This window comes from Leifsonia sp. A12D58 (genome assembly GCF_047530025.1).
Classification (GTDB): Bacteria; Actinomycetota; Actinomycetes; order Actinomycetales; family Microbacteriaceae; genus Cryobacterium.
Window position 1 is genome coordinate 100,553 of sequence record NZ_JBLJAT010000005.1, and the last position, 16,214, is coordinate 116,766.

Sequence of the window (16,214 nt, forward strand, 5' to 3'; positions counted from 1 at the left end):
CACTGCGCGCTCGTCCTCCTGGCTGTTCCGCGTGCTCGAATGTCAGCCCGGAGACAAATTTGATGCGGGTGCAAGAACAATCACTCGCCAGCCGTGTGCGCTGCCGCGATTATTGCTTGCGTTCCGAGTCACGTATACACTGTAAACATGCCCGCGCCCGCCACTCCGCTCACCGTCGACGCCATTGTCTCGGCAGCAGTTGTGATCGCCGACAGCGACGGCCTTGATGCTGTCTCCATGCGGCGGGTTGCTGCGGCATTCAATGTGTCGGCCATGGCGCTCTACCGGCACGTTGATGATCGCGACGCTCTCCTCTTCTTGATGGCAGGGGCAGCCGTGCGCGATTTCCCCCTGCTACCGACCAGCGACGCCTCCTGGCGCGAATTGCTCGTGCACATGGCCGATGCCAACTGGGGTTCATTTGAAGCCCACCCGTGGCTGCTGCGAATCGTGCTGACACCCGACCGGCTGCTCAACATGGCGACACTCGACCAGCTCGAGACCCTGCTGGGCAAGCTGCACGACGCAGGGTTACCCCTCGACGAGGGCTTCGACTGCCTGCTCGGCATCTCAGCGCTGGCCATTGGCGCCGCGAGCATCGTTTTCGCTGCCAATCCCGGGGGCACAGGGACCGGCGGCGCAGAGCCCGGCTTCGAGACCGGCCGCACGGGTCGCGTCATAGACGGCTGGTCAGCGGATGCCCGCAGCTCACACCCCATCGCCGCCCGCTTCCACGAGCGCGGCATCACTCGCGCCTCGACGCATCGAGCGCTGGACTTCACCGTTCAGAACTTTCTCGATGGCGTCGAGTTGCGCATCGAGACCCTCCGGACACCGCCTGTTCCAGACGCCGGACAACTGAAAGGTAACCCATGAAGCTCGAAAACAAGGTAGCAATCATCACCGGCGGCGCCGGCGGAATCGGCCAGGGAATCGTGCGCCGATTCCTCACAGAGGGCGCGAAGGTCGTCGTCGTCGATCTCAACCAGGACCAGGGTGACCAGCTGGTCGCCGACCTCGCAGACCTCGGAGAGGTGCACTTCATCGCGAAGGACATCTCCCTCCCACAGAGCGCAACCGAGATCGTCGCAGAGACAGTGGCGCGCTTCGGCAAGCTGGACGTGCTCGTGAACAATGCCCACGCCTCCCGCCAGGCTCCCATCCTGGAGACGACCCCCGAAATGTGGGACCTGTCGATGGGCACCGGCCTGATGGCCACATTCAACCTGATGCGCGCCGCTCACCCGGAGCTCGTCAAGACCACCGGCAGCATCGTGAACTTCGCCTCAGGCGCCGGCATCAAGGGCCTCCCGACGCAGGCCACATACGCCGCTGCGAAGGAAGCCATCCGCGCCGTCTCACGCGTGGCAGCCAACGAGTGGGCAGCCGACGGCATCCGCGTCAACATCGTGTCTCCGATCGCGCTGACCCCCGGCATCGTGCAGTGGAGCAACGCCTTCCCAGACGCGTACCAGGAAGTCATCGACGGTATCCCGCTCGGTCGCCTCGGCGACCCAGAGACCGACATCGCGCCGATCGTCGTGTTCCTTGCCAGCGAAGACTCCCACTACATGACCGGCCAGACGCTGATGGCAGACGGCGGTTCGATCAAGCTGTACTAGTCGGCCTCACCCGTGATGGGCAGACCCTAGCTGCTAGGGTCTGCCCATGATCACCGTCGATTCGACAGACATCCGCTTGATGCGCGCGCTCAGCGACGATCCGCGCAGCACCTTCGTAGCACTCGCAAACCGGTTGGGCCTCTCACGCAACACGATCCAGGCCCGCATGTCGCGGCTCGCCGAGTCGAACACCTTCCTGTCGTTCGACCGCCGTGTCAATCCGGCCGCGATCGGGTATCCGCTCACGGCATTCATCGACGTGCATCTGCAGCAGAAGCGGCTCGCCGAGATCGTCGCGAAGCTGGCGCTCATCCCTGAAATCGTCGAGGCGCATGGTATGAGCGGCGACGCCGACCTGCAGATTCGAGTGGTGTGCACGGATGCCGACGACTTGTTCCGCATCGACGGCACTATTCTCGCGGTCGACGGCGTCGAACGCACGGCGACTTCGCTCGCGATGAGCGAACTCATCCCATATCGCGTTCAGCCGCTGCTTGATCGCGGTCTGGATTCTGCGGGCTGATTGGCTTCGGCGCACGGTTCCTACGCGTAGGCGCTGCGCGCAAGTTCTCCGCTTGCGCGAGGGCAGCATCCGCCGAGTGTCGCCGTTCCTGTCCAGAATCGCCGCTGCAACGGCGACACTCGGCCGAAAGGACGACTCTCGACGAGCGGATGGACACATCCGGGCAAGCGAAAGGGCCCGCCTGCCGAAGCAGAACGGGCCCTCCGTCTCACCGGCTGCCTGGCGAGAGGCGAACCGGGAGATCTATGTGACTAGCCTTCAGCCGGAGCGTCAGCGTGCTCTCCAGTGGCGCCACGGCCTTCCGTGTCAGCACCTTCTTCAAGCACCGGGGCGAGCGACAGCTTGCCACGGTCATCAATCTTGGTGATCTCAACGAGGACCTTCTGGCCAACGCCGAGTACGTCTTCGACGTTCTCAACGCGCTTGCCACCGGCGAGCTTGCGCACCTCAGAGATGTGCAGCAGTCCGTCCTTGCCCGGGAGCAGCGAGACGAAGGCGCCGAATGCGGCGAGCTTCACGACAGTTCCGAGGAACTGCTCGCCAACCTCGGGGTTGGTCGGGTTCGCGATGGCGTTGACCTGCGCACGCGCAGCCTCAGCCGACGGTCCGTCAACAGCGCCGATGTACACGGTGCCGTCTTCTTCGATCGAGATGTCAGCGCCGGTCTCGTCCTGGATGGCGTTGATCGTCTTGCCCTTCGGGCCGATCAGCTCGCCGATCTTGTCGACGGGGATCTGGACCGAGATCACGCGAGGCGCGGTCGGTGCCATTTCGTCAGGAGCATCGATTGCAGCGTTCAGCACGGCGAGGATCGTCGTACGAGCGTCGCGTGCCTGCTTCAGTGCGCCACCGAGAACCGAGGCGGGGATGCCGTCGAGCTTGGTGTCGAGCTGGATCGCGGTCACGAAGTCGGCGGTGCCGGCAACCTTGAAGTCCATGTCGCCCAGTGCGTCTTCTGCACCGAGGATGTCGGTCAGAGCCGCGTAGCGGGTCTCACCGTCAACCGTGTCGGAGATCAGGCCCATGGCGATACCGGCGACGGGTGCGCGCAGCGGCACACCGGCGTTCAGCAGCGACAGGGTCGAAGCGCAGACAGAACCCATCGACGTCGAACCGTTGGAGCTGAGAGCCTCAGACACCTGACGGATGGCGTACGGGAATTCCTCACGCGTCGGCAGCACGGGAACCAGGGCACGCTCAGCGAGCGCTCCGTGGCCGATCTCGCGGCGCTTCGGCGTTCCGACGCGACCGGTTTCACCGGTCGAGTAAGGCGGGAAGTTGTAGTTGTGCATGTAACGCTTCTTGGTGACCGGGTTCAGCGAGTCGATCGTCTGCTCTAGCTTGAGCATGTTCAGCGTGGTGACACCCAGGATCTGGGTCTCTCCGCGCTGGAAGATCGCCGAGCCGTGCACGCGCGGGATGACAGCAACTTCTGCATCGAGCGGGCGGATGTCGGCCAGGCCGCGTCCGTCCATGCGAATGCCTTCGTTGAGCACGCGGGTGCGCACAACCTTCTTGGTGACCGACTTGTATGCCGCGCCAACCTGGCCCAGAGCTGAAGCGGGCAGTTCGCCTGCTTCGATCTTGGCTGCGATTGCATCCTTGACGCGAGCCTTGAGTGCATCGTCAGCATCCTGACGCTCGACCTTGGCTGCGATCTGGTAAACGTTCTTCAGTTCGTCCTCAGCAAGAGCTGCGACTGCGTCGTAGGTCTCCTGCTCGTAGGGCGGGAAGAGCTTGAAGTCAGCGGTCGGCTTAGCTGCGGCATCCGCAACCTTCTGCTGAGCTTCGATGAGCTGCTTGATGAACGGCTTCGATGCTTCGATGCCCTCAGCAATGACCTCTTCGTTCGGCTTGATAGCGCCGGCCTTGATGAGGTTCCACGCGTTGTCGGTTGCTTCTGCCTCGATCATCATGATCGCGACATCGGCGCCACCGTCGATCAGACGGCCGGCAACGACCATGCTGAACACAGCGTCTTCAAGCTGCGAGTGCTTCGGGAAGGCAACCCACTGGCCGCCACCGTTCTCGTCGGGAACGAGAGCAACGCGAACGCCACCGATCGGTCCGGAGAACGGCAGGCCTGCGAGCTGGGTCGACATGGATGCCGCGTTGATCGCGAGCACGTCGTACAGCTCATCGGGAGCGATGGCGAGAACGGTCACAACAACCTGGATCTCGTTGCGGAGGCCGTCGACGAACGACGGGCGCAGGGGCCGGTCGATCAGACGGCAGGTGAGGATCGCCTCGGTGGATGGGCGTCCTTCGCGACGGAAGAAGCTACCCGGGATGCGGCCAGCAGCGTACATACGCTCTTCGACGTCGATGGTCAGCGGGAAGAAGTCGAAGTTGTCCTTCGGCTGCTTGCTCGCGCTGGTGGCGGAGAGAAGCATTGTCTCTTCGTCGATGTAAGCGGCGGCAGAACCCTGCGCCTGCTGGGCAAGGCGCCCAGTTTCGAAGCGGATGGTGCGTGTTCCGTACTTGCCGTTATCGATAACGGTTTCTGCGAACGTGATTTCTGGACCTTCCAAGAGGTCTACTCCTTTGTTTAGACTCGTTTGCCCGTATGGCGCGCGAGTGGATACATCGGAGCAGGGAACAGGCAGAAACTTCAGCCACGGATCTATCCCGTGTTTGTGCTGGCCACCAGTAGAAATTCACCAACGTGTTGGGAAACCACCACCGAGGACCAGCGTCCTGCCAGCCTGCTCCACAGCACTCTGTGAGCACTGTTCTGTGACCAATCCAGAGGATTGACCGTGACGAGTCTAACAGAGGGCTCTCAAACAAGGCTGGTAATGCCCTATCGATTCATTTCGCGTCCCTGCTTCGCGTCGGACCGCACCACCACCGGATCACCGAGTGTCAGCTGGGCATTGACGCTGCGCAGTACGTCTCTCGGGATCTTCACCACCTTGCGGTCATAGCTGAGCACACCGTTGGTTTCGTCTTCGACGTCAGACACCTGGGTGTATACCGTGGCTGACAAACCGCCCGCGATCGCCGGGATAATTTCGCGCTCGTGCAGTCTGACGAATGCCTCGGCGAGCGCAGCCGTCGTCGCAAACCGTTTGTACCCGAATTCCCGTGCGCTGACGCTGTGTTCAGGGAGCCGCTGGCTGTAGCCACCGTATTCCGACACGACGAGCGCGCGATGGGCTGTCGCTTCTCGACGTTTGGGCACCCTGAACCGCCGGAAATAGACGTGCAGACTGGTGAGGTCTCCCCCGCCCTGATCGTGCCATCCGCTGGCGTGGTCGACCGTGCGGGTCGGATCGATTCGGCGCAGCGTAGCCGTGGCCTCGAGCGCATCGAACTGTCCCCAACCCTCGTTGAACGGTACCCAGACCGCGATGCTCGTAACGTTGCGCAGCAGCTCAACCGTCTCGACGAGCTCCGCCTTCCAGTGCTCTCTGGCCATGGCATCCGTGCGGGCGAACGCACCGTACCTGTTGTCGTTCAACGTGAGTGGGGTGAGCACCGGTGCCGTGACGACTATCGGGTTGTAGTCGCCGCCACCATTGACCAGATCCTGCCAGACCAGAATCCCGAGTCTGTCGCAGTGGTAATACCAGCGCAGCGGCTCAATCTTGATGTGCTTGCGCAGCATCGTGAAGCCGAGGTCCTTCATGCTCTGGATGTCGTGCACCATCGCTGCGTCGGACGGCGGTGTGTACAGTCCGTCAGACCAGTAGCCCTGGTCGAGGATGCCTGCGTGAAAGTACGGCTTGCCGTTCAGTAGCAGCCGCGGGATGCCGTGCGCGTCTGGCCCCATTCCGAACGATCGCAAGCCGACATAACTCTCGACCCGGTCATCCCCCATCGTCACTGTGACGTCGTAGAGGAATGGGGTCTCTGGGGTCCAGAGTTGTGGGTCTGGCACGGTCAGCAGTACTGACTGATTCGTTGACGCGTCGACCGTCGCGACCAGCTCGCCCTCTGCACGCAGCTCGATACGACAGCGAACCTCTATCGACGGGTGCTTCGTCGCAGGGTGCGAGACGGCATTCGTCGTGTGCACCGTCACCTGCACACCGCCGGCGTCAAGCTGCGGCACCAGAGTCAGGCTGTCGATCCGAAGGACCGGGACACGCTCGAGCCAGACCGTCTGCCAGATGCCTGATTGCGCGGTGTACCAAATGCCACCGCGCTTCAACTTTTGTTTACCGCGCGACAGTTCGTTCGTGTCGCTCGGATCGTGCACCACGACGCGCAGGGTGTGGCTGCCGACACCGTGCCCGATTCCCTCGACAGCAAGCGCGTCGGTGGCATCGAAACAGAACGGCAGGTAGCCACCGATATGTTCACCGAGCAGGATGCCGTTCAGCCACACCTGCGCCCGCTGGTCGACAGCACCGAAATGCAGAAGAACGCGCTCGTCAGCAGATGGCATCACGGCACCGGCGAGGACGAATTCTCGACTGTAGTGCAGCACGTCGGTGGGTTGCACCTGCCGCTGCACTCCGGACAACAGTGATTCGGGTGAGAACGGCACCACGATGTCGCCGTCGAATACCGCAGGAGCGGCATCTATACCCGAAGCGTCTGCAGGGCTGATCGCGTACTGCCAACGGCCATTGAGATTCTGGTAGCTGTCGCGCACCAGCTGGGGCCGCGGATATTCGGGCAGTGGACTATCGACGTTCAGAACTTCGCCCCAGGGTGTCAGCAGCGGTTCCAGCGCGAGCGTGGTGTGTCGCCGACTCATCGGGCTGCCTGCTTACGCAACATCCTGGCAGGAATGAGCACCAGCAATACGACGATCGCGGCAGCCAGGAAGATGCCAGGGCTCGGCACCTGTTTGAGCACGCCGAGGTCTTCGTAGTATTCATCGGCACCGCGGATGACTGCAGCGCCGATGAATGGGCCGGTGAGCATCGGCAGCAGCACGGTGAACAGCATTCGGATGCCCTGCACTGCACCGGCGCGATCGACCGGTGTGTAGTCGCGCACTGCTGCGCCGATCGCGGCGACCGACAGCATGAACCCGGTCATCATCACCGTGCCAGCGACGATCACGAAGACGGTGTCGCGGGCGAAGAACATCAGGAACAGACCCAGTGCGTACAGCACGACTGCCGAGGGCAGGAAGTTCAGCTTGCCCACCCGGTCGATGACGCGGCCGCCAAGAACGCTGAACGTTGCGGCGCCGACGAGCACGATACCGAGCACCAGCGCGTACGCCTCGATCTTCAGATAGCGCTGAATGTAGATGAGCAGGTACGGCAGGAACACCTGGGTGGCGATGCCGAGCACGAGCGTCACGCAGAAGGCCAGATAGAGGCGCGGGTTGGCCCGCACCACACTCGGCCGCAGCCCGTGGGCGATCGACCTGAAAACGCCGTCTGGCTGCGCCGCGATGCCGGGAGCATCACGCACGAGGAACCAGGCGATCACACCGACAACGATGATCGCACCACCGATCAGGGTAAAGAACGTCGACCACTGTCCGCTGGCCGCAAAGCCGTCGACAGTCCCGAACACGATAAGGATCGACAGCAGGGGTAGCGCGGCGAGGACTGATTCGACCCTGCCCCGATTTTCGGTGTTCGTGACATCGGTCACCCAGGCCATGAACGCCGCATCGTTCGCACTCGATCCGAAGAAGCTCATCACACAGTCGAGCAGTACGACGGCGATACCAGTGAGGATGACGGCATCCGCCACCGATGCGAACTTCTCGAACCCCTCGACGGAGATCAGGCCGAACGCCATTGTCGAAAGGCCCCAGAGCACGTAGCCCCCGGCGATGAAGACCCGTCTGCGGCCTGCTTTGTCACTGATGGCGCCGAAGAGAAGTGTGGCGACAGTTGCAGTCAGCGCGCTAGCCGCCACCATCGCAGCGATGACCGTCGGATCGTCCGAAATGGTGTCGTAGACGAAGACGTTGAGATACATGTTCTCGACAGTCCAGGCGAGCTGGCCCATCAGGCCAACGATCACGAGCGCGAACCACACTCGTTTCGAGAGGGCACTCCTCTTGCCGGAGGCCGTGTGCCCCGTTGACACCGTCGTCATAGTGGATCCTGTTCGCCATTGACCGGGAAAGCTCCCACTCTAGTGGCGCAGTTCCTGGCCAGTCGACGAGTTCCCGGGGCTGGGACTCCCCACACGGCCCGGAACGCGAGAATCGCCGTTCCTGCCGAGAGTCGCCGTGGCAACGGCGACTCTCGGGCGAAACGGCGATTCTCGACGCAAGCGCCAGCCAGCGAACTGGCCGACCGACGGGCCGGCCAGCCCGACGATCGGGTTTAGAACTCGGGCTGGAAGCCACCGGTGGGGCTGAACGAGGCGTCGAGTGCGAATGGATCTCGCACCTCGCTCGAACGGTCGGACACCGCGATCAGGGCTGCCAGTTCACCAGCCGCCCTATCGATGCGGTCTGGCAGGGTCTTGACCTTGTCTGCGCCACTTCCCCAGTCTTCGGAGGCAGCGAACACAGCTGTCGGAACGACAACGGAGTGCAGGTAGGTGAACATCGGCCTGATGGCGTAGTCAAGTGCCAGCGAGTGACGTGCGGTTCCGGCCGTCGCGCCGATCACGACAGGCATGTCGGTCAGAGCCCTGTTGTCGATCACGTCGAAGAACGACTTGAACAGGCCGCTGAAGCTCGTGGTGAAGATCGGCGTGACAGCGATGAGACCGTCTGCACCAGTCACGGCTTCGATGACCTCATCGAGTTTCGGGCTCGGGAACCCGGTGAGCATGTTGTTCGTGATGTCCTGCGCGTAGTCACGCAGGTCAAAACTCACGACGTTTGTCTCGATGCCATCATCGGCCAGACGGGCAACTGTCGCTGCCGCGATCTTGTCGGCCAGCATCCGTGTGGATGACGGCTGGCTGAGGCCAGCGGAGAGCACGGCGATGGTGCGCGTAGTCATGTTAGGCCTCCTTCGTGGCGGTAGCTGATGTGTTGATCTCTGCGCGCTCTGCAGCGGTGCTGACCGAGGCTGCAGCTGCGGCGGCGGCCTTCAGAGATTCGTGGGTCGGAGCGTCAGGCACTGATGCCGGACGGTTCTTCGCGAACTCCTTGCGGAGCACGGGAACAACTTCCTCACCCAGGAGGTCGAGCTGCTCGAGCACTGTCTTCAACGGCAGGCCGGCGTGATCCATCAGGAACAGCTGGCGCTGGTAGTCGCCAACGTAGTCACGGAAGGCGAGGGTACGGTCGATGACCTGCTGCGGGCTGCCGACGGTGAGCGGCGTCTGCTCGGTGAACTCTTCCAGGCTCGGGCCGTGGCCGTATACCGGAGCGTTGTTGAAGTACGGCCGGAAGTCGTTGACGGCGTCCTGCGAGTTCTTGCGCATGAAGACCTGGCCTCCGAGTCCGACGATCGCCTGCTCGGCCGTGCCGTGGCCGTAGTGCTCGAAGCGCTGACGGTAGAAGCCGACCATCTTCTGCGTGTGCGATGCGGGCCAGAAGATGTGGTTGGCGAAGAAGCCATCGCCGTAGAACGCGGCCTGCTCTGCGATTTCAGGGCTGCGGATCGAACCGTGCCAGACGAACGGCGGCACGTCATCGAGCGGACGAGGGGTCGACTGGAATCCCTGCAGGGGGGTCCGGAACTCACCGGACCAATCGACGCTCTCTTCACGCCAGAGGCGACGAAGCAGTGCGTAGTTCTCCAGCGCAAGCGGGATGCCCTGACGGATGTCCTTACCGAACCACGGGTAGACAGGGCCGGTGTTGCCACGGCCGAGCGTGATGTCGACGCGGCCGTCAGCGATGTGCTGCAGCATGGCGAAGTCCTCGGCGATTTTCACCGGGTCGTTGGTGGTGATCAGCGTTGTCGCGGTGGAGAGGATGATCTTCTCGGTCTTGGCCGCGATGTAGCCGAGCAGCGTCGTCGGGCTCGATGGCACGAACGGCGGGTTGTGGTGCTCGCCGGTGGCGAAGACGTCGAGGCCGACCTCTTCGACCTTCTGGGCGATCGCCAGAGTGGCCTTGATGCGCTCGTTTTCGCTCGGCGTGTGGCCAGTGGTTGGGTCGGTTGTCACGTCGCCGACGGTGAAGATTCCGAACTGCATGTCAAGCCCTCTTTTCAATGCGTTTGCATGTATATCGGACTCAACGGTCCATCCGCCATTCCTATTCCCGTGGTTCTGTATTTTCCCTGACAGTCTCATCGAATTCGGCCTTGGCCTTCAGCCCGACGACTGCGTGACCCCTGGCGTAGCCGAAGTAGATGATCAGCCCGAGAACCAGCCAGACCAGGAACCGCACCCAGGTGAGTGTCGTGAGGTTGAGCATCAGCCAGAGGCAGAGTACTGCAGAGAGAATCGGCAGGTATGGCGAGAACGGAACCCGGAAGCCGCGTTTCAGGTCTGGTCGCTTCTTGCGCAACACGATGACCGCGATACTTACCAACACGAAAGCCGAGAGCGTGCCGATGTTGATCATCTCTTCGAGCACACCGACATCCGTCAGCCCCGCGATCAGCGCAACGAGTACACCGACGATGATCTGGATGCGCGCCGGCGTGTGCCTCTTGTCGCTGGTGACGCTGAGGCTGCGCGGCAGCAGACCATCGCGGCTCATCGCGAAGACCACTCTCGACAGACCGAGCAAGAGCACCATGATCACCGTGGTCAGGCCGATCAGAATGCCGACCGAGATCACCTGGGCAGCCCAGGTCGCCCCCACCGCAACGAATGCTGTCGCCAGCGAGGCGTTGGGATCAGCGGCCAGTACCTTGTACGACACCATGCCGGTGAGAACGAGGCTGACACCGATGTAGAGGAGCGTCACGATGGCGAGGCCGGCGAAGATACCGCGCGGCAGGGTGCGCTGCGGGTCCTTCACCTCTTCAGCGGATGTCGCCACCACGTCGAATCCGATGAAGGCGAAGAAGACCAGGGAGGCGCCAGCCAGCAGCCCGAAGACCCCGTACTGAGCTGGGGCCGCTCCGGTAATGAACGAGAACAGTGACTGGGTCCAGACGTCACTTGCCCCTTCGGCAGCCGGCACCGCCGGCGGGATGAACGGCGTGTAGTTCGCCGGGTTGATGAAGAAGGCTCCCACCACGATGACGAAGAGCACGATGAAGACTTTGATCACGGTGAAGACGGCGGCGACGCGTGACGACAGCTTGGTTCCGATCACGAGCAGGGTCGTGAAGATGGCGACGATAATGAACGCGCCCCAGCTCACCTCGACGCCCAGGATGTTGATCGTCGATGGGATGTCCCAGTTCCAGAGCGCGAACACGTCGCTGAGATAGATGCCCCAGTACTTGGCGATCACCGCGCCGGCGGTGAGCATTTCAAGGATGAGGTCCCAGCCGATGATCCAGGCGAGCAGCTCACCGAGCGTGGCATAGGTGAAGGTGTATGCCGATCCGGCGATCGGTACTGTCGAGGCGAACTCCGCGTAACACATGATGGCCAGGGCGCAGGTGACGGCCGCGAGCACAAAGGCCAGCGTGACCGATGGGCCGGCATAGCTTCCGGCGGCTTTGGCTCCCACCGAGAAGATCCCGGCGCCGACAGCGACGGCCACGCCCATCACCATGAGATCCCAGACGCCGAGCGTGCGCTTCAGGCTATGGCCGCTCTCGTGGGAGTCCGACAGTGAATCTTCGATGCTCTTCGTGCGCCACAGGCTCATCAGGTGCGCCTTCCGTCAAGGGCGAGAGTACGACGACTCGCGCCGCAGCTACTTCATCGTATGACTGCGGTCATCAGGTGCACAGTGGGCAATCCCGGGATGCGGTGGCTGCTGCCCGGCGGGGCTTGGCCGGGGCCGGCGGGCAGCCCGACCTCGACAATCAGGTGAAGAGGTCGATCGAGCCGCGCAGCGTTTCAGCCGAGTGCTGCAGCTGCTGTTCTTCGCGGTCGTCGAGCGTCACATCGAGCACGCGCTGCACCCCGCCGGAGCCGACGATCGAAGGCAGGCTCAGCGCCACGCCATCGATGCCGTGATAGCCATGCAGCACGCTGGAAACCGGCAGGATCCGCTGCTCGTCCTGCAGGACAGCCTCGATGATGCGTGCACCGGAGAGACCGATCGCGTAGTTGGTGGCCCCCTTACCCTCGATGATCCGATACGCAGCATTCGAGACCTCGTGGGTGAGCGCCTCAAGACGCTCCCGCGGAAAGAGCACAGTGCCGGTGGCATCCGTCCAGTCGCGCAGAGGGGTCTGCCCGATTGTGGCCGTCGACCACAGCGGAAACTCGCTGTCGCCGTGTTCGCCGACGATCAAGGCGTGCACGCTCTGCGGGGACACCTGTGCGGCTTCCGCCACCAGCCAGCGCAAGCGGGCGGAGTCGAGCAGAGTGCCTGACGAGAAGATGCGACCTGGCGGCAGGTCGGTGATGCGTTCGGCGATAGCGGTGAGCACATCGCACGGGTTCGTCACCAGGACGAACACCGCGTTAGGAGCGAGGGCGACGAGCTGCGGCAGCATCTGCTTGAGTATGCGCACGTTAACGCCCGCTAGTTCCAAACGCGTCTGACCCGGCTCCTGTTTCGCGCCGGCGGTGATGACGATGATGTCCGAATCGGCGACCAAATCGATGTCGCTGCCGCCGGTGATGCGGGATGAGCCGACGAACGGTGTGCCGTGGGCGAGGTCGAGCACCTCGGCGTTGACCCTGGCCGTTGCGATGTCGTAAAGCACGACTTCGCGTGCCGAATTACGGATGAGGGCCGCGTAGGCGAGCGAGGAGCCGACGCTTCCCGCACCGACAACGGTGAGTTTGGTGCTGCGAGCGAGCGTCATGCACTCAGTATCGTCGTGCATCAAGCGCAGGTCGACCCCATGTGGCAGGGGGATCGTTCACGGATGTGGCGCGTGTGTCGGACGCTAGCGGCGCGACGAGCGGACGCCGATAATCGCGAGCCCGATACCGACTCCGATGGTCGCGCCGAGGCTGTTCGCGATGATGTCGCGAAGATCGGGTACGCGGGTCGGCAGGAATTGCTGGAAGAACTCGATAAAACAGGTGAAGATGATGCCGAAGAGAAGGGCAAGCCACCAGCGTCTGGCGCCGAGCAACGACAGGAACAGCCAACCGAGTGGCACGAACATCGCGATGTTCGCGGTGAACTCGACAACGTCGTAGGTGATCCACGCTGTTGCCGAGTTGCCTGCGAAGCTGCCAGTCAGCGTTCTGAGCCAACTGGTGCCATCGTCGTCGAGCGGCTGCGGACCGAGCGTCACCCACGCGACGAACGCGAGGTACAGGGCAGTGCCGACTGTAAGGAACACGCGGGCACGGGTGCGGCTACGGCGACGGGGCATCGTTCTATCGTGCCCGATAACAGGCTGCAGCGTCGAATGCGGGCGTCATGCGTCGCTCACCCGCACGTGGCATCCGCATCCTGTAGCCGCTGCCGCCCCTGATACCCGCACCCAAAACAGGACGAAACAGCGATTTGCGACCAGAAACAGGACCGATCACGCTCTCACGTGACCGGATTCCTGTTTTCATGACTAGTGCACTCAGCTCGCGAGCAGTTGCTCCGCGAGCAACTCGATGGTCCGAACTCGGGCCGGGGATACCGTCAGGTCAGCGTCAGCGTGAGCAGACGCGATCGGCTGCAGCATGACTTCGTCGACACCGAACTTCGCGGCAAGATCGCGCACCTGGGCTGCGGCACCTGCGGCATCGCCGATCACCCAGCTGGCTGACATCCGCTTCACGAGTTCGGCCTGGGTCGGAGCCAGCTCGGTCGCCAACGCCTCTTCGACGGTGGCGAGTGGTCCGAGCGGGAGTCCGCTGCGCAGCCTGGCCATCTGCTGCATCTGCGGCAGCGCCAGAGCGTATGCCTCGTCTGCGGTATCTGCAACCGACGCGTTGAGCGTGAGGAAGGTGCGCGGGGCGGCCAGCGTCTCAGACGGCGTGAATTCGCGTCGGTAGATGTTGAGTGCTGTCGTCGTGCTGTCGCCTGAGAAGTGGTTGGCGAACACGTACGGCATGCCGCGCTCTGCGGCGAGGTGGGCCGAGTATTCGCTGGAACCGAGCAGCCAGACCTCTGGTACCGAGGTGGCGATCGGCGTTGCGTGAAGTTCGTAGGTGCGACCGCTCGTCAGTTCGAGGCTGGCGCCATCCGGGTGCAACAGCGCGGTGATGTCGCCGATGTTGCGCGGGAAGGCATCCACTTCGCTGACGGCACCGCTGGAGCGCAGCAGCGCGCTGATCACGGGGTCGCTGCCCGGAGCGCGGCCGAGACCGAGGTCGATGCGGCCGGGGAATGCGGCCTCAAGCAGGGCGAACTGCTCGGCGATGATCAGGGGCGAGTGGTTCGGCAGCATGACGCCGCCGGAGCCGAGGCGGATGCGCTCGGTACGGGACGCAAGGATCCCGATGAGCACGGGCGGGTTCGTCGAGGCGACAGCCGCCATGTTGTGGTGCTCGGCCACCCAATATCGCTCAAAACCGAGCGCGTCTGCGCGCTGCGCCAGGCCGATTGACGCGGTGAGCGCCTGTGCGGAGGTCTGGCCGGTGCGAACGGGAATGAGGTCGAGTACTGAGAGAGCAAGCTGTGTAGTCATCCTTGAAGGCAACCCTCCGCAGTCGTCGGTTATTCCATGCTGTCGGCGAGTCCGACGAACTCGGACGGCGGGCCCGACAGCTCCGCCAACTCCGCCAACTCCGCCAGCTCAGTCGGCGAGCGCTAGCACTTTCTCGGCGGCTTCGGCCAGCGCGATGCCATAGCTCGGACCGTGCCCGGCTGCGTGCACGGCGAGTGGGTGCAGCTGATGCAGCGGAATCCGCTCCCTCCACAGTGGGCGAAGCGGCAGCACCGATTCGTATCCGCCCAGAATGGCGCCGAGGTGCGGGCAGCCGAACAAGACCATCATCGCCAGGTCAGTTTCGCGATGCCCTCCGTGAGCTGCGGGATCGATCAGGACAACGCCGTCTGGAGACCACAGCACGTTGCCATTCCAGAGGTCGCCATGCAGTCTGGCCGGCGGCTCGTCATCGTCGAATTCACCGGTGGCGATGAGCGCGCAGGCGTCGCGCACGAGCTGCGCTCCGTGTTCGGAGATGGATCCGACTTCGGCCGCGATCTCGAGATACGGCAGCACCCGATCGCGGGCGTAGAAAGGCCCCCAGGTGGTTTCGTGGGCAACGGGCAGCTGCCGGTTGCCGATGTAGAGCGGCCCATCCCACCCGTCTGGCGGTGCGCCGAATGCGTCGGCACCTGCCGCGTGGGTGACGGCGAGGGCCGCACCGAAGTTGCGGGCGGCATCCGCTGTGGGCTCCACCTCTTCGATATGCGCGATGACCAGATGACCCGGCTTCACATCGATCACCGATGCGACGTTCGCGCCGTTCGCGCCGTGTGCATCGGCGAGCCAGGCCAGGCCGGCGGCTTCGGCTTCAAAGAAGCGCGGCGGCGCATCGGTGCGTTTCTTCACGAACTGAAGCTGCTTGTTCATGACTTCACTCTGCTCCGGGCGCTGCCCCTTGTCGAGGCTTTCACGCCGCAGCTGCTCCTTGCTCCCGCACGTGGGTCTCCGCCCGTTTGCATAACTCCTGCAGATTGCGATTCCCACAGGCAACCGCCGCGGAATTCCGGGGAACTCGCCGAGCCCAACTGCGAATTGCAGGAGTTATGCAGCAGAACAGACCAGCAACAGACCGGCACGCGCCGTCGAGCCACAACGCAAAAACGGGCCGCCACCCGAAGGTGACGACCCGTCTCAAGAAGTTCGCGTTATCAGCGAAAATCTCCCGTTTCGAATGCGACTAGCGACGCAGTCCGAGACGCTCGATAAGCGAGCGGTAACGGGCGATGTCGACGTCGGAAAGGTATCCGAGCAGACGACGACGCTGACCAACCAGCAGAAGCAGGCCACGACGCGAGTGGTGGTCGTGCTTGTGCTCTTTGAGGTGCTCGGTGAGGTCCTTGATGCGCTGCGTGAGCATTGCAATCTGAACCTCGGGGGATCCGGTGTCACCTGGGTGGGTAGCGTATTCTTCGATGATCGCCTTCTTAGCATTAGCTTCGAGTGCCATAGATGGGATCCCCTTTCTGTTCACTGCGCGGTGCCCGGGGCGGAAATGCCTGGGCTCTCTTTATCCGCGGCCGACTTGACGGCAACTTCACGAGTTTAGCA

14 protein-coding genes are annotated in these 16,214 nt (G+C 63.2%); 3 read left to right on the forward strand and 11 right to left on the reverse strand.

Annotated features, from left to right (window positions below; translation table 11 throughout):
* The first annotated feature begins 147 nt into the window (after positions 1 to 147).
* From ACMT3I_RS13020 to ACMT3I_RS13030, 3 genes are read left to right on the forward strand one after another with little or no spacing between them, the layout of a single operon-like run.
* Positions 148 to 876 carry a TetR/AcrR family transcriptional regulator gene (locus tag ACMT3I_RS13020; protein ID WP_414804934.1) on the forward strand — a complete coding sequence of 243 codons (729 nt, stop codon included), beginning with the start codon at positions 148 to 150 and terminating at the stop codon, positions 874 to 876.
* Entirely contained in the window at positions 873 to 1,622 is a 750-nt protein-coding gene (locus ACMT3I_RS13025) for an SDR family NAD(P)-dependent oxidoreductase (protein WP_414804935.1), read from the forward strand. Before ACMT3I_RS13020 ends, ACMT3I_RS13025 begins: the two co-directional genes overlap by 4 nt.
* A gap of 46 nt (positions 1,623 to 1,668) precedes the next feature.
* Positions 1,669 to 2,145 carry an Lrp/AsnC family transcriptional regulator gene (locus ACMT3I_RS13030; RefSeq protein WP_414804936.1) on the forward strand — a complete coding sequence of 159 codons (477 nt, stop codon included), beginning with the start codon at positions 1,669 to 1,671 and terminating at the stop codon, positions 2,143 to 2,145.
* A gap of 251 nt (positions 2,146 to 2,396) precedes the next feature.
* Here the strand turns inward: ACMT3I_RS13030 and ACMT3I_RS13035 are convergent, their stop codons facing one another.
* The 11 genes from ACMT3I_RS13035 to rpsO form a co-directional block, all read right to left on the reverse strand.
* The gene (locus ACMT3I_RS13035; RefSeq protein WP_414804937.1) at positions 2,397 to 4,676 is read right to left on the reverse strand and encodes a polyribonucleotide nucleotidyltransferase; all 2,280 of its coding nucleotides are present in this window, start codon (positions 4,674 to 4,676) and stop codon (positions 2,397 to 2,399) included.
* Between the two features lie 272 nt (positions 4,677 to 4,948).
* A complete protein-coding gene (locus ACMT3I_RS13040; RefSeq protein ID WP_414804938.1) occupies positions 4,949 to 6,853 on the reverse strand; it encodes a glycoside hydrolase family 2 protein in 1,905 nt (634 codons plus the stop codon).
* Entirely contained in the window at positions 6,850 to 8,163 is a 1,314-nt protein-coding gene (locus ACMT3I_RS13045; protein ID WP_414804939.1) for an MFS transporter, read from the reverse strand. Before ACMT3I_RS13045 ends, ACMT3I_RS13040 begins: the two co-directional genes overlap by 4 nt.
* Before the next feature lie 233 nt (positions 8,164 to 8,396).
* The gene (locus ACMT3I_RS13050; protein WP_414804940.1) at positions 8,397 to 9,026 is read right to left on the reverse strand and encodes an FMN reductase; all 630 of its coding nucleotides are present in this window, start codon (positions 9,024 to 9,026) and stop codon (positions 8,397 to 8,399) included.
* Between the two features lies 1 nt (position 9,027).
* Positions 9,028 to 10,173, reverse strand: coding sequence for an LLM class flavin-dependent oxidoreductase (locus ACMT3I_RS13055; RefSeq protein ID WP_414804941.1), 1,146 nt, complete (start codon positions 10,171 to 10,173; stop codon positions 9,028 to 9,030).
* 61 nt (positions 10,174 to 10,234) lie between these two features.
* A complete protein-coding gene (locus ACMT3I_RS13060) occupies positions 10,235 to 11,752 on the reverse strand; it encodes an amino acid permease (RefSeq protein ID WP_414804942.1) in 1,518 nt (505 codons plus the stop codon).
* Between the two features lie 160 nt (positions 11,753 to 11,912).
* Positions 11,913 to 12,866, reverse strand: coding sequence for an L-lactate dehydrogenase (locus tag ACMT3I_RS13065; protein WP_414804943.1), 954 nt, complete (start codon positions 12,864 to 12,866; stop codon positions 11,913 to 11,915).
* Positions 12,867 to 12,950: 84 nt separating this feature from the next.
* The gene (locus ACMT3I_RS13070) at positions 12,951 to 13,388 is read right to left on the reverse strand and encodes a VanZ family protein (protein ID WP_414804944.1); all 438 of its coding nucleotides are present in this window, start codon (positions 13,386 to 13,388) and stop codon (positions 12,951 to 12,953) included.
* Positions 13,389 to 13,589: 201 nt separating this feature from the next.
* Positions 13,590 to 14,642, reverse strand: a complete 1,053-nt coding sequence (locus tag ACMT3I_RS13075) for an LLM class flavin-dependent oxidoreductase (protein ID WP_414804945.1) — start codon at positions 14,640 to 14,642, stop codon at positions 13,590 to 13,592.
* 108 nt (positions 14,643 to 14,750) lie between these two features.
* On the reverse strand, positions 14,751 to 15,533 hold the full coding sequence (locus ACMT3I_RS13080) for a fructosamine kinase family protein (protein WP_414804946.1): 783 nt from the start codon (positions 15,531 to 15,533) through the stop codon (positions 14,751 to 14,753).
* A 310-nt stretch (positions 15,534 to 15,843) separates the two neighbouring features.
* Positions 15,844 to 16,113 carry a 30S ribosomal protein S15 gene (gene rpsO / locus ACMT3I_RS13085; protein WP_414804947.1) on the reverse strand — a complete coding sequence of 90 codons (270 nt, stop codon included), beginning with the start codon at positions 16,111 to 16,113 and terminating at the stop codon, positions 15,844 to 15,846.
* Between the last annotated feature and the right edge of the window lie 101 nt (positions 16,114 to 16,214).